Origin of the sequence: Bacillus weihaiensis (assembly GCF_001889165.1) — a bacterium.
GTDB classification, from domain to species: Bacteria; Bacillota; Bacilli; order Bacillales; family Bacillaceae; genus Metabacillus; species Metabacillus weihaiensis.
The window spans coordinates 49,300-73,247 of record NZ_CP016020.1; the positions used below are offsets into that span (position 1 = coordinate 49,300).

Below are 23,948 nucleotides of genomic sequence, written 5' to 3' on the forward strand. Positions count from 1 at the left end.
TCCTTTAATGATAACGCTTTCAGTATTGTGTCCATATTTAGAACGTTTTGTGAACTTTTTGTTACAATTAATATAACATAGGACAAGCTAAGAAATAAAGCAAAAAAATGTATGTTGTTAAAAACTTTTTGGTATGTTAACGATAGACATTGACTACTAAGTGCTTATTCAGTATAAGTGAATAGGGAGATCTAGTCATTTGCTTTAAAACTAGCATCCATGTGCCTTTATATTTTATATACCACATGACAACTACATATAAACGAAAGGTGGTTCATATGAACACAACACAGGAAATTTCTAAACGAAAATTACTTGGAATTGCCGGGCTTGGTTGGATGTTTGATGCAATGGATGTCGGTATCTTATCGTTCATTATTGCAGCGCTTCAGAAAGACTGGAATTTAACGACCCAACAAATGGGCTGGATTGGTAGTGTGAATTCTATCGGAATGGCTGTCGGAGCATTAGTTTTTGGCTTGATGGCAGATAAGGTGGGGAGAAAACAAGTCTTTATCATAACCTTATTATTATTCTCTATTGGTAGTGGAGTATCAGCTTTTGTTACTTCCTTGACACTTTTTTTAGTTTTAAGATTTTTTATAGGGGCAGGCTTAGGTGGAGAGCTACCAGTAGCCTCTACATTAGTTTCGGAAAGTGTACCAGCCAATGAACGTGGTAGAGTTGTCGTTCTACTTGAAAGCTTTTGGGCAGGAGGATGGTTAATTGCTGCACTTATTTCGTATTTCGTCATCCCAAACTTTGGCTGGCAGGCAGCCTTACTATTAAGTGCTCTACCAGCGTTTTATGCTTTATACTTACGCTTGAAACTACCTGATTCACCTAGGTTTCAAGCCGTCAACATTTCTAAGCAAAAAGAATCGTCTCTCACAAAAATGGCAAAAGTTTGGGCTAAACCATACAGAAAACAAACAACGATGCTATGGATTTTATGGTTTTGTATCGTGTTCTCCTATTACGGGATGTTTTTATGGCTCCCAAGCGTTATGGTGCTGAAAGGATTTAGTTTAATTAAAAGCTTCCAATATGTACTCATCATGACACTTGCACAATTACCTGGATATTTTATCGCTGCATTCCTAATTGAAAGAGTAGGTCGGAAGTTTGTTCTGATTACTTTTTTAGTTGGAACCGCAGTAAGTGCTTATTTTTTCGGAAATGCAGATACATTGGCCTTACTATTAACCTCAGGGATTTTTCTTTCGTTTTTCAATTTAGGAGCATGGGGAGCTCTATACGCCTACACTCCTGAGCACTATCCTACAGAAATACGTGGAACAGGAGCAGGCTTAGCTGCTTCGTTTGGTAGAATTGGTGGTATACTAGGACCATTATTAATTGGATATTTAGTTGCAGCAGAAGTTTCCATTCAATTCATCTTCTTTATCTTTGCCATTGCCATAATAATTGGAGCGCTTGCTGTCTTATTTCTTGGAGAAGAAACGAGACAAAAGGAACTTATATAAATAGGTTTGAGAGATTAGCTTTCTGCTTTTCTCTTTTTTAAATTGGCTCTTTTCATCGTAGTTTAATGAGATCCGTTACTGGAATTCGTATTTTACGTGGGAAAACTATCCTATGTTCCAAAAAGCAATGTCTTCCTAGGGTGGTCCAGTGCCTTCTGCCGACTCCAATCAACAAAATGCTAAAAACATGATTAAATATGAACAAAGCCTGTCATTTTGGTGAAGTGTAAAGAAATTGATCTCCTCTAGTATGCACAACCTTCTTAGCTAAGCAATTCATGGGTAAAATAAAGAAAGAAACGGTATGCTTACTATAAGGAGGTAGAATAATGAACTCAGTTATTGAAACAATCTTAAATCATCGATCTATTCGTAAATTTGAAGAAAAATTACTCGCAGATGAACAAATTAAGGTACTTGTAGAAAGTGCTCAAGCCGCTTCTACTTCTAGCTATATTCAAGCTTATTCCATCATAGGAGTAAAGGATAAAGTAAAGAAGAAACAGCTGGCAGAGTTAGCTGGAAATCAATCCTATGTTGCAGAAAATGGTCACTTTTTTGTCTTTTGCGCAGATTTATACAGACATCAACTCATTTCAGAACTTCACGACAAGCCGTCTCAACCTGTTTTAGAGAGTACGGAAAAATATATGGTTGCTGTTATCGATGCCACACTTGCAGCTCAAAATGCCGTACTTGCAGCAGAATCAATGGGGCTAGGAGCTGTCTACATAGGAGGACTTAGAAATCAGCTTCAAGAGGTAAGTAACATACTCAAAACTCCAAAATATGTTCTTCCGTTATTTGGAGTGGCTGTAGGGTACCCAGCTCAGAAGCCTGATAAAAAACAAAGGCTCCCTTTAGAGCATGTGTACCATGAAGATGAATACGAGCAAGATAAGAATGTATACATAGATCAGCTTAAAGACTACGATGACTTCATTTCGGCTTACTACCATAAGAGAACAGGCGGGCAGCGTTCTGATACATGGACTGGCCAAATGGCAGATTTGTTATCGCGCCCTGCTAGAATGTATATGAAGGAATTTATTGAGGATAAGGGCTTTAATAAGAAGTAAGGAAAGATAAATGCTAAGTGCTAGAAATTTATTTCGCACTTAGCATTTTATTTTTCACGTAACAAATCAAATGGTGTGGTGCCATATTTGAAGAAAATCATGAATGTTTCTATTAAGGTTAAAGTAGTTGTTTTGAAGGGTAATTTCTACGATCGTTTAATCCCTGCTTCCTACATTCATTCCCTCTACCTAAGTACTCCGTTTCCCTCATCTCCACTTGTCTCTATTTAAATGTAATAGTCTCATCGGCATTTGTTATTTTACAAAAATTACAAATTAGTTTACTATAAAAGTATCTGAATAATCTTAAATTTATGTAAAAGGAGTGGGATAGTGAAAAAAATGAGAGCCATACTTTTTCAGTTTGTGGCAGCTTTACTAGGTATTATCGTATTCGGAGCACTTCCTTCGATGTTTATTCCAAATGGTGCAGGTGATGGACCATTTTCATTATTCTTTGATACTATTAAAAAAATTGTGTACCATTTATTTCATTTCAAAGAGATGACTTTTCAAATTAAAGGGGTAGAATATAAGGTTTATCCATATATATTGGATGGTGTCGTCTATTCTTTAATCCTTCTCTTAAGCGCATTAGTGGTAGCATACATAGCAAGTATTCTCTTAACATTACTTACAATGCAGTTTTCTAGAAGGGTGCGAGAAAAAATTAAGCTGATGATTTTATTTCTAGAATCATTGCCTGACATTTTAGTTGTTTTGCTGCTTCAGCTGGTGATCATCCTCATCTACAAACAAACAGATGTGCTGCTTATGAAGGTTGTGACAGTCGGGGATTCACAGGCACTTTTATTACCTATTCTATGCTTGGCACTATTGCCTACTATACAATTATATCGCTATACGATTCATTTGTATGAAGAAGAATTAAAAAAGGACTATATCCTTTTAGGAAGAGCAAAAGGAATGAGACATACTTTTTTATTAGTAAAGCATATTTTAAGGAATACTGTCGTATCACTCTTTTTTAATTTGAAGAAAACGATATGGTTTATGCTTTCTACACTAGTCGTTGTCGAGCTTTTATTTGGTGTTATTGGAATTACCTATTTTCTAACATATTATATGGCTCCAGAAATATTTGTATTTGTTTTATTATTCTTGTTTGTGCCGATTTTTCTTTTCTATCATGTCATAAGGGAGATCATTGAAAGGTCTGTGAAAGGCGGGGAAACATTAACATGATAAAATTACTAAAAAATCCTCTCTTTTCAATTGGTTTTTTCTTTTTACTGGGTTTATTAATTACTAGTTTCGTATATTCAGAGGTGGTCAATCATGAGGTCCGCCAACTATATCATATTTATGATGAAGATAAGGAGCTTGTTGATTCAGCACCGATTGCTCCAAGGAAAGAAGCGTGGTTAGGAACAGATAAGCTAGGCTATGACATGCTAAGTAAAGTGTTGATAGGGGCAAAATATACGATCCTTGCTGCTCTAACAATTGCTTTATTACGGATGTTATTATCTATACCTTTAGGTCTTGTGCTTGGAATTTATTCTCCCAAACTTAAAAAGTATGTAAATAGTTTAGTAGATGCTTTTCATTTTATCCCCCTAACGATTATTGCCCTGTATTTATTAAGGCCGTTTCTGTTTATGGGACCTGAAGGCTTTGCTTATTCATTGACGGAAAGAATGCTGATTGAAGTAATTGTTTTAACTGTTTTAACAGTACCTATATTAGTTGTCCTAGTTGGAAATGAGACGGGAGAGCTAATGAAATCAGAGTTTGTCGCAAGTGCCAAAACATTAGGTGCGTCAAAGCTACATATTATGACAAAACATATGATTCCAACTTTAAAGGATCGCTTCTTTATTCTATTTGGTCAACAGTTTGTCCAAACACTGATTGTGATGACTCACTTAGGGTTATTTAATTTATATTTTGGAGGTACTGTCTTTTCTTTTGACTCCATGGGAACTGATCCTCCACAATCTGTTACGAACGAGTGGTCAGGCTTAATTGGAGGGACAAAGATCTTTCTTCAATGGGCGCCTTGGATTCCACTAACACCTATTCTCTGTTTTGCCTTAACGATCTTAGCCGTAACATTTATGGTAGAAGGATTTTCGCAAGTGACGACGGGGAATAAAGTCTATTTTAAAGGATATAGAAAAAAGAAGACAAAGATAGAAGAATCACATATAGAAGTAGAAAAGAGTCACTTCAAGCTTATGAAAAACTCATCCTAATAGAGGAGTAGCTCTTACTTTAAAGATTTAACTTTATCGTATTTATTTAATAATCTATCCAGTTTCTGACTTCGGTTGACAGTTTCAGGATGAATGAGACCTTTCTTTTTTGCCATTACCATCATATTTGCACGTAGAGTGTTAATTTCAATTTCAAGGGTAACTAGATCAGCATCTCTTACTTTCAACATAAACCCTCCTTCTTGAATAATTTTCCTTTAATGTAGGCAATTAGATTTATTTTAAAGGATTTTATTTAAAAAAGTAAGATATTCGACAATTCTTCCTAAAAAAACACAAAATTTGTCATTGTCTAAGGCGGGGAATAACTGCTCTCTCTTTCACATAGGAATGAATAGTATATATTTGAACCCTTAGAGCCTCACCTGCCCGACGCGCGAAAAAAGCGAGCAGCTGGAGCGGAATTTAACCAGACCGAACACTTGATAAATAGCCACAAGTTTACGATAATAGCCAAAATGTAAAAGGTATCTAAAATTTGTAGATTTTCTTTTTTTTAAACTAAATATGTATGAAATTGATTTATATAGATATAAATACAAGACAAGTACAGAGAGACATGAGAGTCTCTCTGGTCCTTTACTTCGCATCATTCCTCCGCAAGGAATAGATATAGGTGTCATATGCATTTCCGCCTTGCATCATATAATCATGGAGAATCCCTTCCTGAACAAATCCAAGCTTCCTTAAAAGAGAGTTAGAGGCATCATTATTTAAGAAAACGATCGCACCGATTCGATTTAGCTGTAACTCATGAAAGCCGTACTTATTAACCGTTTTTACTGCTTCCGTTGCATATCCTCTTCGCCAGTAGGCTGGATGAATTTCATAGCCTATTTCAGCCCGCATATGTCGTGAATTCCAGTTGTGAAATCCAATTGTTCCAATAACCTCATTGAATTCTTTACTTACGATTGCCCATCGCATTCCACGCTTTTCGGTTTCAAGAGTGGAAAAGCTTTCAATTAGCTGCTTGGCTTGAGCCATACTTGTTAGCGGGTCTTGCCCATAATAACGAGTTAGTTCTTCATTTGAAAAAAGATCATAAATTCTTTGATGGTCCTCCACTTTTATTTCCCTTAAAAGTAATCGCTCCGTTTCAAGCTCTTTCATTTACTTCATCCCCTTTTATTGACAATTGTACATTGAGAGTGGGGAATTTATCCACTTAAATATTGGTTCATTAGCCAAGCACAAACAGAATATGCTTAAGCGTGTAAGCTTTAACATGATTAGGGAGGGAAAGATATGTATCCATATCCTATTTATCCATATTACAGTAGTCAGAAGAAAGTAAAACAAATGCCGGTTGTATTTCCTCCACAGCATCAAGAACGTCATCCAGGCTTAGAATATAAGATGGATCCAAGACCAATATCTGAATGGGATGGCTATAAAGCTAGTGGGAAGTTAAAAAATAAAGTGGCCATTATTTCTGGTGGAGATAGTGGGATTGGTCGAGCAGTCGCCTACGCATTTGTTAAAGAAGGGGCTTCTGTTGTTATCCCGTATTTGAATGAGCATCGCGATGCGGAAGAAACAAAGCGAAGAATAGAAGAGTTAGGAGGAAAATGTCTCTTAATACCAGGAGATTTGGGTCAAGAGCATATGTCATATCAAGTTGTTAATCAGACTATTCAAACCTTTGGTAGGCTGGATATCCTAGTCAATAATCATGCTATTCAAATTATCCAAGACAGTATATTAGATATTTCTGCAGCACAGCTTGAAGCAACGTTTCGCACAAATATCTTCTCTTTCTTCTATATGGTCAAGGCATGCTTACCTTATTTAAAAGAAGGTAGCTCTATTATAAATACCACATCAATCACGGCTTATGATGGTCAGGAGAAGCTTATTGATTACTCTGCAACAAAGGGAGCTATCACAACCTTTACGAGATCTTTAGCAATTTCATTAGTGAACAAAGGGATAAGAGTAAATGGAGTCGCACCAGGTCCAATATGGACACCACTCATCCCTTCAAGTTTTTCAGCAAAAGGTGTTACAAGCTTCGGTACTGATACGGAAATGAAACGACCTGGTCAGCCTTTTGAATTAGCACCAACGTATGTTTATCTTGCAGGAGATGATTCGAGGTTTGTTACAGGGCAAGTCTTACATGTAAATGGTGGCAGATATCGAACATCATAAATACCTTTTTTAGGTGCAAGAGGATTGTGTTATAAACAAACGCATTAAAATGAAGGTAAAAACGGGAGTTTAGTCCTGTGTATAACCTGTTAATAGTGTGAAAAAGTCCTATATATATTGTAGCGAACGCATGTACCCACACAAAATGTGGATAGTGTCTGTGGATATGTTGATAACTATTGTGGATAAGTTGTTGTTAACTGTTAAAAACTATGTTAATAACTGAATTTTTAAAGCGTTAAATAAGATTATGTAAATGAATACTTTATTTTTGACTATATTTAGATAACTTATCCACATAAAGGATCCATTTTTACTGGGTGAGTGAAAATAGGTAGTAACTCACCCTAAATGAAATGAGGAATGATTTCCTGATAAATGATGCATTCTAATGGATACGAAAATCTAAAAAGGCGGTATATGATGGGAGAAAATTCATATCAATGCATAATTGTAGGTGGAGGAATTGCTGGTCTCCAAGCAGCCATACAACTAGGTCGTTATATGCATCATGTGGTCGTCATTGATTCGGATGATGGGCGATCAAATGCATGTAGAGGGTATCATAATCTATTAGGATGGCCAAACGGTGTAAGTGGAGAAACACTTCGAAGTTTGGGGAAATCTCAAGCCATGAATGCAGGAATTGAATTTAAGAAAGATTATGTCATTCGTTTACAAAGACAAGAAGTAGGATTTGAGGTGAAGACAAAAAAAGGAGAGGAGTTAAAAACGAAAACGATTCTTCTTTCAACCGGAATAAAAGACCACATTCCCCCTATTGAAGGAATCGCTCCTTGTTTAGGGATTTCTGTGTATGTTTGTCCAGACTGTGATGGGTATGAGGTTCGTAACAGGAAAACAATAATATTGGGTTCAGGTAATACGGGTGCAAAAATGGCTTTGACGTTAACCTATTGGACAAACCAAATTGTTTTCGTAAACCACGAGAGAAAAAAGATTGATCATTCAATTCTCACTTCCTTAAAAGCAAAGGGAATTGAAACAATTGAAGGGGATATAGATGAAGTAATAGCTGAAGATAAAACCGAATTTAGGGGAGTTTCTTTAAAAGATGGACGAGTTATTTCAGGTGAAAAAGGCTTCATTGCATTTGGGGGAAATACTGTTCATTCAGAATTAGCTCATGATGTTGGTGTTGAACGACTTGAGAATAAGCATGTACTTGTGGATCCGAGGACGAAGGAAACAAATATAACAAATATTTGGGCAGCAGGAGATGTGGTTGCTCATTCAGAACAAGTGTCGATCGCAATGGCTGATGGATGTCAGGCTGCTATTTGGATTCATAAAAGACTACTTGAAATGGACAAAGGTTAAAAAAAGGTGAACCTTACTTTTAATTAACTATAATGTATAGGTTTTACTTTATTTGGCGATAATGCTAGTAAATCCCCCCCTAATCTTTATATAGTTGTATGTGATGAGGAGAAGATGGCAATCGTATTTTGTATACAATTGTCCACTTCTCCTCGTTTTTTTATAAGGAAATCGTTTGATTTATCTATAGTTGAAAAACACGTTCAATTACCCAATAACCTCCAATAATAATAATAAGCGCAGAACCATATTTCATTGAAGACGAGTAATATTTCAATTGTTGGATGCGAGCCAAAATTGGAATAAGAAGTGCAACTAAAATAATCTGAACTACTTCAATTCCTAAGTTGAAACTTAATAAAGATAAAACCAAATGACTGCTTGGAATCGTCATCTCTGAAAGAAGTCCTGCAAATCCCAACCCATGTATAAGACCAAAAGCAAATGTTAAAAGCCATCGTTTTTTAATGTTTTTTCTAAACAGATTCTCTATTGCAACGTAAACAATACTTAGTGCAATGATAGATTCTACTAAAAGAGAGGGTAGGTTAATGATATCAAGGTAGCCTAATGTAAGTGTGATACTATGTGCTACTGTAAAGGCAGTAACGACCTTTACATAATCCTTGAACGTTTGCTTAGCTAGTAGTAAGGCAAATAAAAAGAGCAGATGGTCGTAGCCAGTCAAGATATGTTCCATGCCTAATAGGAAAAAAGCATACCAAGCGGGTGATGATTGACTATTTGCTTCATTTTCTCCAACCTGTAGACCAAAATCTACATGGCGATTTTCACCTTTTAAAATATGCTCTGAAAACTTTCCATTTTGATTAATGGTTAATAGATGGGTATAACTTGTTTTATCATCCGTATTGTAGTACATCGTATCCATCACGCTATATGTTGCGTTATCTACATAAGGATATTCTTGTGTGAGAGTGACAACCTCTTTGCCGTTCTTTGTTTCAGTACGAATGATAGCTTCTGAAAGTGGTCGTTGACTTACATCGTTTGCTTGAATTTGTACATGTTGATTAATCCATTCAGTGATACTTTCGCGGTTTTGAGTGATTTCTTCCTCTGTTAAACGCCCATCTGCATTCTTATCAGCTGAGACATTTTCGATAACGGACATGTGATCAATTGAAAAAGAGAATTCTACTTTCTCCTCCTCTATTTTAATCGTCCCATAGCTAGCGCTTAGTGGATGAGCCCAACTAGTAGTAGGTATAAGAACGATAAAAGCTACTATGATTAAAGTTTTTAAGAATACGCGCATTTTTTCCTCCTGATATCCGTTATTTAGACATTTGTTTCTATTCTAAAAGAAAAATTGTGAAGAAATAAGAGGTAAATTGTAAAGAATTGTTAAGTTTTGTAAAGAAAAAACAAAAGAATCTTAACAATAAGAAAATATTTCCTTAAGAATGAGGTGATAGATTTATATATGGGTTTTTCTATTAATCTAGTTTTACCACCTAAAGGAGGAAGATGAGTTGAGTAAGCGTTTACGTGATAGTCGTAAAGTGTTTTCGCTAGCTATGGTTTTTGTTTTACTCGTAGGGATGCTACCCTCGGGTCTTGCAAAAAATACAGCTAGTGCAGTTGCAACGGATTTATTTATATCTGAGCATGTTGAAGGGACTAGTAATAACAAAGCAATTGAAATTTTTAATGGTACAGGTAATGAGGTAGATTTATCAACGTATAGTTTAGAGCTTTATTCGAATGGATCTACTAGTGCAAATAACAAGATACCATTGAATGAAATGAAAGAAACACTCAGTCATAATGACGTTTTAGTTATAGCACATCCAAGTTCTTCAAAGGCTATATTGGATGTTGCTAATCAAACATCTTCTGGCATTAACTTTAATGGTGATGATGCGCTTGTTTTAAAGCATAATGAGACCATTATTGATATAGTTGGAAAAATTGGTGATAGAACAATTGACACAAAGGACAAAACGTTAGTTCGAAAAAGTAATATACAAAAAGGTAACCTAACGTACACAACAGAAGAATGGGAAGAACTTGCTACAGACACATTTAATAATTTAGGAGCTCATAAAATGGACGGCATCGCAGAGCCGACAGAACCTGAGTTTCCAGAAGGTATCACACCGATTGCAGATGTACGAAGTGGTGGTGTGGATAAGGAAGTAGTTGTTCAAGGGATCGTGACAACGACGCCTGGTGCAAATGGTACTAAGTCTTTCTATATGCAAGATTCAACTGGCGGGTTATTAATCTATACAAATAACGTATACGATGGAGTGAAAATTGGTACAAAAGTGAAGGTAACAGGGAAAACATCTGTGTATCAAGGTAAATTCCAAATTGTACCCTCATCACCAGCTGAAGTAATTGATGCTGAAGGGAAATCCCCTACAGCAAAAACGCTTGCAATTAATGAAGTAAATGAGTCAGTTGAGGGACAGGTTGTTAAACTGGAAAATGTAACGTTAAAAGAATTGACTTCAGATACATTCAAAAATGCAAATATGGTTGTTTCACAAGGAGAAATGGATTTAACAGTAAGACTCGATAGTCGTACAGGCTTCGATTCTACAACTATTGCAGCTGCTGAAAATGATACGGTAGATGTAGTCGGTGTTGTTGAAGATCGAAATAATAATGTCTATCAAATTCTATTGCGTAACCCAGATGATTTAGTGAAGAAAGAAGAAACACCAGAGAATTCCGACCAACTTTCCATTCAAGAAGCTAGAGGGAAAGCGGAAGCAACAGAAGTAGCAATTAAAGGTGTTGTCACATTTGTAGAATCATCAACAGTTATGTATATTCAAGATTCTACAGGTGCGGTTAAGATTGATACATTTGGTAAGAATGTTGATTTAACTAAATACACAACTGGTGACATGGTTTCACTAACTGGAAATGTGAGTACGTTCAGAAGTGAGAAACAGGTAACAGTTGAAGCGAATGAAAATATTACGTTAAATGGGCAGAACCAAGCTTTACCAGCTCCTAAAGTGATCACATTTGATCAGTTAAATGATGTTCAAGGTCAGCTAGTGAAAATTGAAAAGGCTGAAATTGTAAATACCGATAATCAATATAATATTGTTATAAAAGATAAAAATGGCACTTCAACTAATTTATATATTTCAAAAGCTAAGAATTTTAACAAAGCTACGGATGTTACAAAGGGGCAATTTTTAGATATTATCGGAGTAGCAGCAATCTTTGATACGGTACAAATTAAATTGAGAGATGGTTCAGATTTAGCACAGGTAGAAGCTCCTGTTGATGCTAAATTGCCTTTAATTTATAATGTTAAACCATCTAAAATGGAATCAATTCTAGATAAGAAGCCTATTATCTCAGGTAAGCTAGAAGCAGCAGACAGTGACTTAAATATGAACACATTTAAGTTGGTAGTTGACGGTGAAGATGTAACATCTAAAACAACCTTCGATAAAAATGGTTTTACGTTCACTCCTGAAACAGAAATAGCAATTGGCGAGCATTCAATTGTCGTCGAAATTAGTGATGTAATCGGTGCGAAAAATGTATACACTTCTTACTTCTTTGTTCAAAAAGATGTACAAGATGAGGATTATAATTATTACTTTGGTGTACCACATGCTCATACTAGCTTCTCGGATGGAAAGGGAACACCATCAGATGCTTTCCAAATGGCCTATGAAAATGATTTAGATTACTTAATCGTAACGGATCACAGTAACTCACTTACTGGTGGAGAGTATAACAAGGACTCAAAGGAATACTCTGAAAAAGAAGGTTCTGAATGGGAACAAACAAGAAAGATGGCAGAGGAATTTAACGCTAAATACGATGATTTCTTGGCTGTACGTGGATTTGAAATGACATTTTCAGATATTGGACATTCAAATGTCATCAATTCTGAAAAGTATGTAAGCAGAACAGAAATGAAGCTCCTTGATGAATATTATGATTGGCTAACAACTGAGGAAAATGCAGTTGCTGCATTTAACCATCCAACTTGGCCAGATAATTCATTCAATGATCTTGCATATGATCCACGTGTAGATCACATGATGGCGATGCTTGAGGTTGGAAATGGTGCACCTCCATACAGCTATGCAAGAGCTGAAGAACATTTCTTTAAAGCGATGGACAATGGCTGGCATGTTGGGGCAATTAATGGACAAGATAATCACTCAGCAAACTGGGGCGTTCCTGATAACCTAACAGCTGTTGTGGCAGAAGATTTAACAAATGAAGCATTTATTGAAGCGTTAAAAAACAGAAGAGTGTATTCGACAGAAGCTCGTGACACAGAATTAAAGGTGAAAGCAAACGGGCAATGGATGGGTAGTACACTAGCGATTAAAGATGGTTCAGAGTTAAATTTCGATATCAATGTAAAAGATCAAAACGATCCAATTCAAGAGATTCAAATTATCACGAACGGTGGAGAAATACTAGAGTCAAAAAAGGTGGCGGATTTAACTGAAGTCACTTGGAGTCCAACTATTCAAGATGGTAATGGAGCGAATTGGTACGTTGTAAAGGTTATCCATAAAGGGGATAAGTGGACAACAGCAAGTGCTATTTACACAACTGGTGGAGAGATGGATGTTAAGCTTACGAACTTAAAAATCAATCCTGATCCAAGTGTTCCAGGAACAACTACAGAGCTTTCAGCAACTGTAAGTAACATGGGAGTACGCTCTGTTGAAGACTTAGAAGTGAAATTCTATCATTCTAGTGTTTCAGAGGAAAATCTTATTTCAGCTGCAACTATTTCATATATTGGACCGGGTAAAACAGGCCAGGCGAATGCTAACTGGATTCCAACTGCTTCAGGACAAGAAAAAATTATTGCAGTACTGACAGAAATTCCAGACGTCACAACAGTAACAAAGATAGAAAAAAATACGAAAGTGGTTGAAGCAATCAATAAGAAAGTCCTTATTGATCAGGCTCATGGAAATGCAGATGTACCTGGTTCAATGGGCAACTTCATGGAACTCCTTCGTCGTAACGGATACGAAGCTGTTCTCAATACAAAAACACTTTCACAGGAAGTATTAGCAAACTATGATGTACTTGTTGTTAATGCACCTACTGAAAGTAGTGCTTTTACAAAGGAAGAGAATAAAGCGGTTAGTGATTGGGTAAAAGCTGGAGGCTCATTAATGCTTTCTGGTAAATCTAATTATAGCTATAATTCTGCAGTAGTGAATCCAGTACTTGCAGAAATGAATTCTGGAATTCGTATGAACAATGACAATGTGTATGAACCAAACACATCTGATAAATTTAGTGGTGGTATGAAATGGTCAGTTTATGCCTACACAATGCCTGAAACGAAGTCTGGATTAAATGATAATTTACAAGCAATTCGTTATTTTTCAGGTGCATCTTTAGTGGATGAGAACCTAAAGGCATTAACAAACGAAGACGAAACCGGCTTAGAAATTCTAGTTGCAGGTAATGAATCTTCTTATAACTTTAATGTATCTGAAGGATATCATACTTATAATCCTGCAATTGGTGGCGAAAATGATCCAAATCAAACATCAGGTAAAGATGGGGAAAATATTCCTTTAATCGCTAAAGAGTATATTGGTGAAGGTCGAATTCTTGTATCTGGTAGACATTTTTATTCTGATTTCGAAATTACAAACGATGTAAGTAATACAGCATTTACATTACGTGTTATGGATTGGTTAGCAAATTATGACCGTATAAAAGACATAAAAGAGGTTAGAGAGACAGCAGAAGAAGGTGATATTGTAACTGTTCAAGGTACTGTTACTGCACCAACTGATGAGTTCTTTGACACGATTTATATTCAAGATGAGACAGGTGGTATTTCTCTATTTGGAACACAAGGAATGAGTTTACCTGAAGGAACAGTCGTGATCGCAACAGGTGGATTTACTACGTTCGAAGGCGAAAAAGAGTTAATGTATGAGAACTTTGGTTATGAGATCTTAAAAGTGGGACCTGGTGAAAAGGTTAAAGCTAAGCAAGTGATTTCAACTGAGGTTCAAGAAGGAACGTTTAACGGACAATTAGTCAACCTTACCGGTAGGATTAAAGAAATGAATAATGAAGGTAGCTACATGATTGTTTCAGACTGCCATGGAGATGCTTATATTCATACAGATGGATATTTGCCACTTGGTGTAGATCGTTTTAAAGAAGGCGATCAAATTGATGTAAAAGGTATCGCATCCTCAGGTGCTTCCGGAAATCGTATTAGAGTTCGCTTTACAACAGACTTAGCACTAAATACAGATACGTTAGAATGTGAAACCCCAGGCGAGGGCGATGGTAATGACCCAGGAGAGGATACTGAAACCCCAGGCGAAGGCGATGGTAATGACCCAGGAGAAGATACCGAAACCCCAGGCGAGGGCGATGGTAATGATCCAGGAGAAGATACTGAAACCCCAGGTGAAGGCGATGGTAATGACCCAGGAGAAGATACTGAAACTCCTGGTGAAGATGATGGCAACGACCCAGGAAAAGATAACGAAGCTCCAGGAAACGGTGATGACGAGGATAAAGACTCAGGTTCTAAAGACGAAGGAACAAATAATCCTGGAAAGTCTCCATCTAATACAAAAGAAGAAGTGATTGAGGCTAAAATGACTGATAAAGTGGTGACTGTTGAAACAAGAGATTTAGAAGCGTTAGAAGATCATTCTACTTTTGTCATAGACGTTAAAAATAAAGTGGTCGTTGAAGTGAAACTAACAGCTGATCAGATTGCCATTATGAAAGAAAAGGGATTAACATTGAAAATCGCAAACAAAGATATGTTTGTTAAGATCCCTGCCGAGAATCTTCCTGATGGTGATGTAGTGATTCATGTAGAGAGAATGAAGGATATTTCAAATGCATTAAGTGCTGTGTATGATTTTAAAATCACATCAGAAGGCAAAGAATATCATGAATTTGATCAGAATGTGACCCTTTCCTTTAAAGTAACTGGTAAAGTGAAAAGGAATGAGAATGTTAAAGTATACTATTACAATGAAGAAGCGAAGAAATGGGAGCTCATTGGCGGAGTATATGAAAAAGGATATGTGACGGCAGAGACAAATCACTTTAGTACGTATACTGTTTTTGAAATAACCTCTACTGATGAAGGAGAAAAACTAGTAGCACCAGAAGCTGGTTATACTTTACCGAACACAGCAACAAACACATTTACGATGATTTTATTAGGTTTCATCATTATGATGGCTGGTGGATTAACTGTTTTCTTGCAACGCAGAAAAAAGGAAATGACTAGCTTGTAAGAAGAGAAAGAGAAGACTGTCCCATTGTTGGGCGGTCTTCTTTGATTTGAGCTGATTATCTTCTTAAATTTCAAGGAAGCGAAAGTAAGCATCTCCTTCATGGACAATTATTTAAGCCTGCGAAGGGTTGCCAGCGCATGCCATGCTTTCTTTTGCCTCTTTCAACTACTCGCTCGATGAACAAGCTGATCTACGGTAACCATCTCTCATTGATCTCGTACGTATGAACGCTTCCTTGATAACGACTCCATCATCTTATACGTTATATAAGTCCAAATGATAGTATATTTTTGTTGCTGCACATAAAGTTTATCGTATCAGTTAATTCCAGCCAAAGGCTCAGCAGACTCCTGCAGGAGCAGCTGGATAGAAGAGAACCCACAGGAGCTAGCGAAGGGAGGCTCACCGCCAGCTTCGCTGAAAGCGAAGCGCCTGGAATGGAAATCAACATGTTCCTTTCACCTCAAGCCAAAATAAAAAGACTGTAGGACGCCCGATTTTTACCCGAGTGTGTCTACAGTCTCTTCTTGATTGTTATTGTGCAACAATAACAACTTTTCCTTTATCTAATTCTTCCTCTAAATGCATGGCTTCATTTTGTGAAACGCCTAGTGAAGTCATCCTAGTTCGAAGCTCCTCACCTCTTGATCGAAATACATTGGCAATTTTATCAAAAAATCCTTCTTCCGTAATCCCGACATTATTTGTTTCTGTATGTTCAGTTAAGTGCTTAGAGCGAATAATATCATGTGCAAACAGATAAATTTCCTCTTTTGTATACCCTTGTCCTTGCAACTCGTTTATTCTTTCAGTAGCTTGTACGCCGTTTTCAACGATATAGGTTTTCATATTCATCATCTCCTTTGTGTGATACTTCTTTATTCCCTACTAATAAATCGATTAAAACGTTTTTTGTAAAAATGAGTCGAATTTCATACTTTTGGAAGGATTAACTAACCAAAATAGCTTCAGAAGAAATTTCCTATATATGTTGAGGAACACTCTGATAAAATAGACAATAGAAAAGTAGAACAGGTAAAAAGGATGGGATTATCCGTCGTCATTTTTACATGTAATCGGAGTTTGAAGGTATAGAGCTTTTAGAATCCATTAGAAATAAATAAACTGGATGTCTCTATAAGTTGTGATTGTAAATGATGGGGAGAGAAGTGAAAACACAGATTGTGTGGGGGAACTTCTCTTCATTCACGTGTTAAAGGGAGAGATGAACTACGTGTTACATAATGTAGATGCTAGCTGGAAAGAAGTATTAAAGCAGCAGATTAATGAAGTGTATTTTAAAGAGCTATTGCTTTTCTTAGAAACCGAGTATGAGGAAAAAAAGATTTTTCCACGTAAAGATCAGATATTTCGAGCGCTTGAAGCAACGCCATTCCACTCAGTGAAAGCAGTCATTTTAGGTCAAGATCCATATCATGGGGACAATCAGGCAGAAGGCTTAAGTTTTTCTGTTTCAAAGGGCATGAAGCTACCTCCTTCATTACGAAATATTTTTGCTGAATTACACGATGATCTTGGGTGTACTCCACCAAAAGAAGGGTCATTAATAAAATGGGCGGACGAGGGGGTTCTTTTGTTAAATACAGTATTAACTGTGCGAAAAGGAGAGCCAAATTCACATAAGGGTGAAGGCTGGGAGCATTTTACTGATGAAATTATTCGATTATTAAATGATCGGAAGGAGCCTCTTGTATTTCTTTTATGGGGAAAGCATGCTCAAAAGAAGAAGGAATTGCTTTCTTCTTCTCACCATTTAATTATAGAATCGCCTCACCCAAGTCCATTTGCAGCGAGAAAAGGATTTTTTGGCAGTAAACCGTTCTCGAGAACAAATGTATTTCTGAAAGAGCAAGGAATAAACGAAATTGATTGGTGCTTAGAAGATTAAAGGGATGGAAACAATTTAAAGGAGTTACGTTATGTCAAATACAGTGATAAACTGCATAAAGTGTAAATATTTTTATGTGACATGGGATAAAAAATTTCCCAATGGCTGTCGTGCATACGGTTTTAAGTCGGCAAGCCGACCATCAATTATGGTGAAAAAATCATCTGGACTAACATGTATGAAATATGAAAATAAGCAAGTTCAAAGGTAGTTTCGTTTGGAGGAAAAAAGAAATGAATATCCATGTTTCGAAAATATTAGGAAAAATAGAAGAAGAACTAGTAAAAGCAAAAAGCAGTCAAGGAGAGCATGATTTAAAAGAACGGATGAGAGTCATCCACTCATTAACTGAGTTAATTATTGATGACGATTCACAAGCTCGTGTAAGTCATACTCCACAAGTCACATATCCTTCTACACAACAAGTAAGTCAGGCTGAACTACAAAAGATGATGGGGACTCCATCACCTATTGTCAAAAAGGAGCCTACTATTCAGTCCTCCCCTCTTCAAGAGGAAGATGGAAATGGTGATTCACTGTTTGATTTTTAATAGTATTCGTAAAGTGATAAGAGGTTAATCATGCACACCTTAAGCAAGTTTTTTTAGAATCTCTTCCTTAATTAAGGAATTGTCCCAAAGAAATCCATCATATTATCACCTATTCAGGACACAATGATAATAAATTGTGAATGGAGGTTAAGGTAAAATGATATATGATGATTTATTTAACTTTGGATTAGGAAGAGCTAGCATGGGATTAATGAGTGATCCGTATCCTTCTTCTATCACTCACGATCGCTATGATGTCTATATAAATCAAGATTTTATTGGTCAAAAATATTTGTTAACAGCGCAGGAATCTGTTCATGACATTGATGAGTTCTTAAAGAATGAGGGAATTAAAGAGTTCGAATCCTATCTAGATGGAGATCATTATTATATAAAGGCAGGAGAAAACGAACGTAGAGCAGCTGAGGTATTAAAGGTATATCTACAAAATCGATAATTTTTTAAAGAAGGAGTCATGAATATGGCTCTTTTTTTGATCAAAAAAACTGTTGCGTTCATGAAGGAGGGGACAAATTTTGTCAAATAAACGTTTTTGATCCAAAGTTAGACGATTAATAACAAAGCCTGGGCGATTCACACTAATATTGGACGATTCATATAGGAAATTAGCTGATTTGGGATTGAATTTATAGAGATCTACATGAATTCCCCGATTATTTTCCATCTTTTCTACCTGCGAATCATAGTTTAAACATCACGTCTTTTCTTATAACCTAAATGATAAAAGTCATAATTTATCCGTTGAAAATTAAGCAATGTAGGGTAAGATGAAAGAGGAAGAATAAGGGAGGTAAATAGAAAATGAAGCTTTTTCTTATTTTAGGTGCGATTAATGGATTCTTAGCGGTTGCATTAGGGGCATTTGGAGCACATGGATTAGAAGGGAAAATTCCTGAGAAGTACATAAAAACTTGGCAAACGGGTGTAACGTACCAAATGTTTCATGCTGGAGGATTGTTTGTCATTGCCTTTTTAGCCGATAAAATAGCAAATATCGGGCTACTTACAACTGCAGGTTGGTTATTTCTAGTAGGTATTATCTTATTTTCGGGAAGCTTGTATGTACTTAGCGTCACACAAATTAGTGTGTTAGGTGCTATTACACCTTTGGGAGGTCTTGCGTTTTTAGGCGGCTGGGTACTTTTAGGTTATGTAGCAATTCGTTTTTTATAAGATATTAAAAAAGGCTGACTCTTAAGTCTCTAGAGTCAGCCTTTTTTGGGTTGCTTAGCGTACGAGAAAACACATCGTCTTTGAATAAGCGCTTCGACATCCTGCTCTAGCACCTAGCCTTTTTCTTATTTATCTAGGCTGATAAGAAGCCATTGTATATTGCTGATCATATTGAAGCTCTTCGTCGAATGTTACATAATCTAAGTAAACCATTAGGAGTAAATAGCGCATCCCTGTTTGAGGGTCGCTCAAGATAATGTGGTCACGCCCTGCAGCTTCGATGATCCCTTTAAAGATCTTTGCGTTCCATTCACGGTTATTTTCAAACGTCATATAAACAGTTGCTAATTTACCACGGTTTAAGCGAAGGATATTTTCTATGTATGATTCCTCGAGTGGAAGCATACCAGGTACATTTTGTGCAATACCTTGTTGTTGTGGCATTTGAGGCACTTGAGCGAACTGAGCTGGGTAAGGGTAAGCTTGTGGATATGGTTGTTGGTAGCCCATTCCTTGTTGAATTGGTTGAGCGGCTTGAGTAGGCTGCTGCATCCCTTGTAATCCTTGAACACCTGTCATATCATACCCATAAGGTTGTGCTTGCGCTTGGTACTTTTTATTATTTGCCATTTAATAAACCCTCCTAAAATGTTTAATAAAGTGGAGAATAGAAACAACATGAGTTTTTGCGCCATTTCCCTGCCCACTTGTTTTTCGTAGTGGTAAGGTTGCTTAAAGGAAAGGCCATAAAAGATGAGACGCGACATTTTCCCGAGATTTTCACGACCATTGTGAACAAGCTTTTTATAAATCTAGGTTGTCAGGTTGAACGCAACTACCATTGCTAGGACGTTGGTTCATTAATTGCCTACTTAAAATTTTCTTTCCTCACTGTTTTATCTTGAAATAGAAAGAACTATTTTTCTAGCTACCTCAAGACAAGAGAAGAAAAAGATTCTTATTAAGCGTTAGATATGATCATGGTACAGTCGCGAAAGAAACAAGAAAATTCTTATTCAAGCTTTACTCATTCATACGTATGATAGGGAAAATCAACTTATGACAATTGGGAAAAATTTAAAGAGGATGGGGATGGTTAGTGTGATGAGACTCGAAGAAATAAAAGAAGAGCATCTTGCCTGTGTAAAAGAAATTGTCAATTCAAATGGGGAGTATAATCAACTTGAAAATGACCAAGAAAGAAGAACAGATAAGGAAATTAGGGAAGAATTTTTCAATCATTTTTCAAGAAGCTTTCTAATAAAATATGGGGAGAAATCTATTGGAGTTATTGATTCCTTAGATCGTAATCCAAAGGATGGGTACCCGTGGTTAGGCTTACTGATGCTCAAAAAAGACGAGCAAGGTAAAGGGTATGCTAAGAAAGCCTATAAACAATATGAAGATCGTGTTAAACAATCCGGCAAGAAGGCAATTCGACTGGCGGTTTTAACACAGAATGACCACGCGAAGGCATTTTGGCGATCATTAGGATATGAATACTATGAAACAAAACCCCATCAGCATAATCGTGAAGTGGACTGCTTTGAAAAAACACTTTAACGCAGTGGGGGCCTGGCCCCCACTGCGTTAATTAGTTAACGTGTAAAAAAGAGTCGAGCTTGGATGGGATTAGTAGGTTCCCAACGAAGAATGAGCCGAATTCACCATAGCGTGCACTTACTTCGTCAAAGCGCATTTCATAAACAAGCTTCTTAAATTGAAGAACATCATCTGAGAATAAAGTAACTCCCCACTCATAATCGTCAAACCCTACTGAGCCTGTAATAATTTGTTTTACCTTCCCAGCATAAGAGCGCCCGATTAAACCATGGCTTCTCATCATACTTTTGCGCTCATCCATTGAGAGCATATACCAGTTATCATTTCCTTGGCGACGTTTATCCATTGGATAGAAGCATGAATATTTTGCTTCTGGAAGTTTTGGATATAGTCTAGCGCGCACATGAGGATTTTGGTATGGATCTTCATCGCTATCGCCAGCTAAGTAATTACTTAACTCAACAACTGAGACATAAGAATAAGTAGGTACAGTAAATTCTGCAAGCTTCGTTTTGTTAAATTCAAGCTCAATTTCATTTAACTCTTCCATTGTTGGACGTAAGACCATCATCATAAAATCGGCTTTTTGCCCAACGATTGAATACAAGGCATGGCTACCTTTTTCAGCTTCCTGCACTCCATTCCATTTCTCAAGTAATCCTTGAAATTCATGGATTGCAGCTTGACGTTCATCACTCGTTAACAGCTTCCAAGAGGACCAATCAATCGAGCGAAAATCATGTAAACAATACCAGCCGTCTAATGTTTGTGCTGCTTCACTCATTTATCTTCACTCCTATAATAGAATCATAATTATGTACATTTTCACTATATCATAGTTTGTCCAACCAATTGTGTGAATAAAACTTGAAAAAAGAAATCATCCAAGTAAACTTCATGAGTAGAAGGTTAGAAAGATGTAAATGTTAGTAGGGTGAAAAGAAAAGGAAGTTACATATTTTTTGAAAGTTAAGACTTTTTAGTGTAAGCGTTATTAAGTGAATGTAAGGTTTGAAATTACAAATAAGTGGAGTATTCTAGGAAAAGAGAGTTTTTATTTAGTATAGGGCTTTAACCATAAAAGCTTGGTGATGACCCAATATAGGAGGTAATTGCATGTCAGATTTATTTACGACATTAAAAGAAAAGGTGAGCGGTCAACAAGTTAAAATTGTTTTCCCAGAAGGGTTAGACGAGCGTATTTTAACAGCAGTTAATCGTTTAGCGGGTGAAGGGATCCTACAACCGATCGTTATTGGGAATTTACAAGAAGTAACGAAAAAGGCAGAAGAATTAAATTTAACATTAGAAGGCGTTGAAGTTTACGATCCAGCGAATTATCCAGAGATGGACGAGCTTGTAGCTTCTTTTGTAGAGAGACGAAAAGGTAAAGCAACAGAAGAGGATGCGCGTAAAATTCTTTTGGATGAGAACTATTTTGGAACAATGTTAGTTCACGTAGGAAAAGCACAAGGTCTTGTAAGTGGGGCTGCTCATTCGACAGCTGATACAGTTCGTCCTGCTTTACAAATCATCAAAACAAAAGAAGGCATTAAAAAGACTTCAGGTGTTTTCATCATGGTTCGTGGAGATGAAAAGTATGTATTTGCCGATTGTGCAATTAATATTTCACCTGATAGTCAAGACCTTGCAGAAATTGCCATTGCGAGTGCTCAAACAGCAAGCATGTTTGGCGTTGATCCAAAGGTAGCGATGCTAAGCTTCTCTACAAAGGGATCTGCTAAATCACCTGAAACTGAAAAAGTGGCAAAAGCAGTTGAAATTGCAAAAGAGCTTGATTCTACTGTTGTATTAGACGGTGAATTCCAATTCGACGCTGCTTTTGTACCTTCTGTAGCTGAAAGTAAGGCACCGGGTTCTGTTATTAAAGGTGATGCGAATGTATTTGTCTTCCCGAGTCTAGAAGCAGGAAACATTGGCTATAAAATTGCACAACGTTTAGGAAACTTTGAAGCAGTAGGTCCAATTCTACAAGGCCTAAATAAGCCAGTTAACGACCTCTCACGTGGCTGTAATGCTGAAGATGTGTATAAGCTAGCAATTATTACTGCGGCACAGGCTTAATCCGACGAAGAGCTAGTCGCTAAATGTAAATAAAGAGCTTCGATTTTGGGATGACCTTCATTCAAGATCGAAGCTCTTTTGTGATGGAAACGATCTAATCTCATAGAACATTAGCTACCGGAGGCTAGGTAGGACATTGCGCTTTCTGTCGTTCCAAGTGATATAATAGAGAAGATAATGTGAAAACAAGGGAGCACCGAAAAATGATGACAACCTCTTCAACTTCTTTAATTACCCAACCCCAATGGAGATTCATTGACCACTCAAGCTTAGGTCCTCAATTTGACGCAAAGCATTCTTTTGCCATTGATGATACATTATGTGCAAGTGTCGGGAAAGGTCTTTCTCCTGCAACAGCTAGAACGTGGGTCCACCATCAAACGATTGTTCTTGGAATTCAAGATACGAAATTACCGTTTTTAGAAGAAGGTGTGAAGCTTTTACAAGATAAAGGCTACAATGTAATCGTTCGTAATTCGGGTGGTTTAGCCGTCGTGCTAGATGATCAAGTATTAAACATTTCACTTATTTTTCCTGACTCTGACAAAGGTATTGATATTGATCGTGGTTATGATGCGATGCTAGAGCTGATTAAACGAATGTTTAAGGAGCATACAGATAAAATAGAGGCGAGAGAAATTGTGGGATCGTATTGCCCTGGTAGCTATGACTTGAGTATAAATGGGAAGAAATTTGCTGGGATTTCTCAGAGAAGACTTCGTGGCGGAGTAGCTGTCCAAATCTACTTATGTGTTGCAAGGAGCGGTGAAGAACGAGCAGAATTAATCCGTCAGTTTTATGATGTAGCTCTAAAAGGAACAACAACGAAGTTTACGTTTCCTGCAATTAAGCCTGAAACAATGGCATCACTTAGTGATTTATTACAAATCGATCTAACGGTTGAAAAGCTCTTACTTGATTTATTAGTAACGTTGAAGAACAATAGCAATGAACTGCAGTCTTCTACATTAACGCCAGAAGAGCAAGAGGTTTTTCAACAAAACCTAATGAGAATGATTGATCGGAATGTAAAAGTCTTCTCAACCATGCAAAAATAGAGTCAGCTTCAGGCATGAC

At 36.9% G+C, this 23,948-nt stretch carries 20 protein-coding genes; 14 read left to right on the forward strand and 6 right to left on the reverse strand.

Features of this window, described 5'->3' with window-relative positions:
* Positions 1 to 278: 278 nt before the first annotated feature.
* From A9C19_RS00270 to A9C19_RS00285, 4 genes are all read left to right on the forward strand, one after another.
* Entirely contained in the window at positions 279 to 1,487 is a 1,209-nt protein-coding gene (locus A9C19_RS00270; protein ID WP_072578092.1) for an MFS transporter, read from the forward strand.
* Positions 1,488 to 1,816: 329 nt separating this feature from the next.
* Positions 1,817 to 2,566 (forward strand): oxygen-insensitive NADPH nitroreductase, encoded by a 750-nt coding sequence (nfsA, locus tag A9C19_RS00275; RefSeq protein WP_072578093.1) that lies wholly within the window; start codon positions 1,817 to 1,819, stop codon positions 2,564 to 2,566.
* A gap of 342 nt (positions 2,567 to 2,908) precedes the next feature.
* A complete protein-coding gene (locus A9C19_RS00280; protein WP_233499307.1) occupies positions 2,909 to 3,772 on the forward strand; it encodes an ABC transporter permease subunit in 864 nt (287 codons plus the stop codon).
* Complete coding sequence (locus A9C19_RS00285) at positions 3,769 to 4,785, forward strand: ABC transporter permease (protein ID WP_072578095.1); 1,017 nt, start codon at positions 3,769 to 3,771, stop codon at positions 4,783 to 4,785. Before A9C19_RS00280 ends, A9C19_RS00285 begins: the two co-directional genes overlap by 4 nt.
* A 14-nt stretch (positions 4,786 to 4,799) precedes the next feature.
* Here the strand turns inward: A9C19_RS00285 and A9C19_RS00290 are convergent, their stop codons facing one another.
* Both A9C19_RS00290 and A9C19_RS00295 read right to left on the reverse strand, forming a co-directional pair.
* Complete coding sequence (locus tag A9C19_RS00290; RefSeq protein WP_233499217.1) at positions 4,800 to 4,973, reverse strand: aspartyl-phosphate phosphatase Spo0E family protein; 174 nt, start codon at positions 4,971 to 4,973, stop codon at positions 4,800 to 4,802.
* A gap of 412 nt (positions 4,974 to 5,385) precedes the next feature.
* On the reverse strand, positions 5,386 to 5,919 hold the full coding sequence (locus A9C19_RS00295) for a GNAT family N-acetyltransferase (RefSeq protein WP_072578096.1): 534 nt from the start codon (positions 5,917 to 5,919) through the stop codon (positions 5,386 to 5,388).
* A gap of 135 nt (positions 5,920 to 6,054) precedes the next feature.
* On the opposite strand from A9C19_RS00295, the gene A9C19_RS00300 reads away from it, so the two are divergent.
* Together A9C19_RS00300 and A9C19_RS00305 are read left to right on the forward strand one after the other, a co-directional pair.
* Complete coding sequence (locus tag A9C19_RS00300) at positions 6,055 to 6,960, forward strand: SDR family oxidoreductase (protein WP_072578097.1); 906 nt, start codon at positions 6,055 to 6,057, stop codon at positions 6,958 to 6,960.
* A 423-nt stretch (positions 6,961 to 7,383) separates the two neighbouring features.
* Positions 7,384 to 8,301, forward strand: coding sequence for an NAD(P)/FAD-dependent oxidoreductase (locus A9C19_RS00305; RefSeq protein WP_099092724.1), 918 nt, complete (start codon positions 7,384 to 7,386; stop codon positions 8,299 to 8,301).
* A gap of 184 nt (positions 8,302 to 8,485) precedes the next feature.
* Here A9C19_RS00305 and A9C19_RS00310 read toward each other — a convergent pair whose 3' ends face one another.
* Complete coding sequence (locus tag A9C19_RS00310; protein WP_072578099.1) at positions 8,486 to 9,580, reverse strand: HupE/UreJ family protein; 1,095 nt, start codon at positions 9,578 to 9,580, stop codon at positions 8,486 to 8,488.
* 217 nt (positions 9,581 to 9,797) lie between these two features.
* Between A9C19_RS00310 and A9C19_RS00315 the strand changes: the two genes are divergently transcribed.
* The gene (locus A9C19_RS00315) at positions 9,798 to 15,569 is read left to right on the forward strand and encodes a CehA/McbA family metallohydrolase (RefSeq protein ID WP_072578100.1); all 5,772 of its coding nucleotides are present in this window, start codon (positions 9,798 to 9,800) and stop codon (positions 15,567 to 15,569) included.
* Between the two features lie 534 nt (positions 15,570 to 16,103).
* Here A9C19_RS00315 and A9C19_RS00320 read toward each other — a convergent pair.
* Positions 16,104 to 16,427, reverse strand: a complete 324-nt coding sequence (locus A9C19_RS00320; protein ID WP_072578101.1) for a YflT domain-containing protein — start codon at positions 16,425 to 16,427, stop codon at positions 16,104 to 16,106.
* Positions 16,428 to 16,803: 376 nt separating this feature from the next.
* On the opposite strand from A9C19_RS00320, the gene A9C19_RS00325 reads away from it, so the two are divergent.
* From A9C19_RS00325 to A9C19_RS00350, 4 genes are all read left to right on the forward strand, one after another.
* Positions 16,804 to 17,478, forward strand: coding sequence for a uracil-DNA glycosylase (locus tag A9C19_RS00325; RefSeq protein ID WP_233499218.1), 675 nt, complete (start codon positions 16,804 to 16,806; stop codon positions 17,476 to 17,478).
* A 233-nt stretch (positions 17,479 to 17,711) separates the two neighbouring features.
* A complete protein-coding gene (locus A9C19_RS00335; protein WP_072578103.1) occupies positions 17,712 to 18,029 on the forward strand; it encodes a YwdI family protein in 318 nt (105 codons plus the stop codon).
* A gap of 157 nt (positions 18,030 to 18,186) precedes the next feature.
* Positions 18,187 to 18,486: a hypothetical protein gene (locus A9C19_RS00340; protein ID WP_083584235.1), complete on the forward strand. Its 300-nt coding sequence runs from the start codon at positions 18,187 to 18,189 to the stop codon at positions 18,484 to 18,486.
* Between the two features lie 365 nt (positions 18,487 to 18,851).
* On the forward strand, positions 18,852 to 19,223 hold the full coding sequence (locus tag A9C19_RS00350) for a DUF423 domain-containing protein (RefSeq protein WP_072578105.1): 372 nt from the start codon (positions 18,852 to 18,854) through the stop codon (positions 19,221 to 19,223).
* Positions 19,224 to 19,352: 129 nt separating this feature from the next.
* Here the strand turns inward: A9C19_RS00350 and gerQ are convergent, their stop codons facing one another.
* Complete coding sequence (gene gerQ, locus A9C19_RS22630) at positions 19,353 to 19,853, reverse strand: spore coat protein GerQ (RefSeq protein ID WP_083584236.1); 501 nt, start codon at positions 19,851 to 19,853, stop codon at positions 19,353 to 19,355.
* A gap of 429 nt (positions 19,854 to 20,282) precedes the next feature.
* On the opposite strand from gerQ, the gene A9C19_RS00360 reads away from it, so the two are divergent.
* Positions 20,283 to 20,786, forward strand: a complete 504-nt coding sequence (locus A9C19_RS00360; protein ID WP_083584237.1) for a GNAT family N-acetyltransferase — start codon at positions 20,283 to 20,285, stop codon at positions 20,784 to 20,786.
* 31 nt (positions 20,787 to 20,817) lie between these two features.
* Here A9C19_RS00360 and hemQ read toward each other — a convergent pair whose 3' ends face one another.
* Complete coding sequence (gene hemQ, locus A9C19_RS00365; protein ID WP_072578107.1) at positions 20,818 to 21,570, reverse strand: hydrogen peroxide-dependent heme synthase; 753 nt, start codon at positions 21,568 to 21,570, stop codon at positions 20,818 to 20,820.
* Positions 21,571 to 21,902: 332 nt separating this feature from the next.
* Between hemQ and pta the strand changes: the two genes are divergently transcribed.
* Together pta and lipL are read left to right on the forward strand one after the other, a co-directional pair.
* A complete protein-coding gene (pta, locus tag A9C19_RS00370) occupies positions 21,903 to 22,871 on the forward strand; it encodes a phosphate acetyltransferase (protein ID WP_072578108.1) in 969 nt (322 codons plus the stop codon).
* 206 nt (positions 22,872 to 23,077) lie between these two features.
* Complete coding sequence (gene lipL, locus A9C19_RS00375; protein WP_072581678.1) at positions 23,078 to 23,929, forward strand: octanoyl-[GcvH]:protein N-octanoyltransferase; 852 nt, start codon at positions 23,078 to 23,080, stop codon at positions 23,927 to 23,929.
* Positions 23,930 to 23,948 lie beyond the last annotated feature (19 nt).

Coding starts and splice junctions, on each gene's coding strand:
- A9C19_RS00270 (WP_072578092.1), top strand. CDS start 279: ATGAACACAACACAGGAAATTTCTAAACGAAAATTACTTGGAATTGCC.
- nfsA (WP_072578093.1), top strand. CDS start 1,817: ATGAACTCAGTTATTGAAACAATCTTAAATCATCGATCTATTCGTAAA.
- A9C19_RS00280 (WP_233499307.1), top strand. CDS start 2,909: ATGAGAGCCATACTTTTTCAGTTTGTGGCAGCTTTACTAGGTATTATC.
- A9C19_RS00285 (WP_072578095.1), top strand. CDS start 3,769: ATGATAAAATTACTAAAAAATCCTCTCTTTTCAATTGGTTTTTTCTTT.
- A9C19_RS00295 (WP_072578096.1), bottom strand. CDS start 5,919: ATGAAAGAGCTTGAAACGGAGCGATTACTTTTAAGGGAAATAAAAGTG.
- A9C19_RS00300 (WP_072578097.1), top strand. CDS start 6,055: ATGTATCCATATCCTATTTATCCATATTACAGTAGTCAGAAGAAAGTA.
- A9C19_RS00305 (WP_099092724.1), top strand. CDS start 7,384: ATGGGAGAAAATTCATATCAATGCATAATTGTAGGTGGAGGAATTGCT.
- A9C19_RS00310 (WP_072578099.1), bottom strand. CDS start 9,580: ATGCGCGTATTCTTAAAAACTTTAATCATAGTAGCTTTTATCGTTCTT.
- A9C19_RS00320 (WP_072578101.1), bottom strand. CDS start 16,427: ATGATGAATATGAAAACCTATATCGTTGAAAACGGCGTACAAGCTACT.
- A9C19_RS00335 (WP_072578103.1), top strand. CDS start 17,712: ATGAATATCCATGTTTCGAAAATATTAGGAAAAATAGAAGAAGAACTA.
- A9C19_RS00340 (WP_083584235.1), top strand. CDS start 18,187: ATGATATATGATGATTTATTTAACTTTGGATTAGGAAGAGCTAGCATG.
- A9C19_RS00350 (WP_072578105.1), top strand. CDS start 18,852: ATGAAGCTTTTTCTTATTTTAGGTGCGATTAATGGATTCTTAGCGGTT.
- gerQ (WP_083584236.1), bottom strand. CDS start 19,853: ATGGCAAATAATAAAAAGTACCAAGCGCAAGCACAACCTTATGGGTAT.
- A9C19_RS00360 (WP_083584237.1), top strand. CDS start 20,283: ATGACAATTGGGAAAAATTTAAAGAGGATGGGGATGGTTAGTGTGATG.
- hemQ (WP_072578107.1), bottom strand. CDS start 21,570: ATGAGTGAAGCAGCACAAACATTAGACGGCTGGTATTGTTTACATGAT.
- pta (WP_072578108.1), top strand. CDS start 21,903: ATGTCAGATTTATTTACGACATTAAAAGAAAAGGTGAGCGGTCAACAA.
- lipL (WP_072581678.1), top strand. CDS start 23,078: ATGACAACCTCTTCAACTTCTTTAATTACCCAACCCCAATGGAGATTC.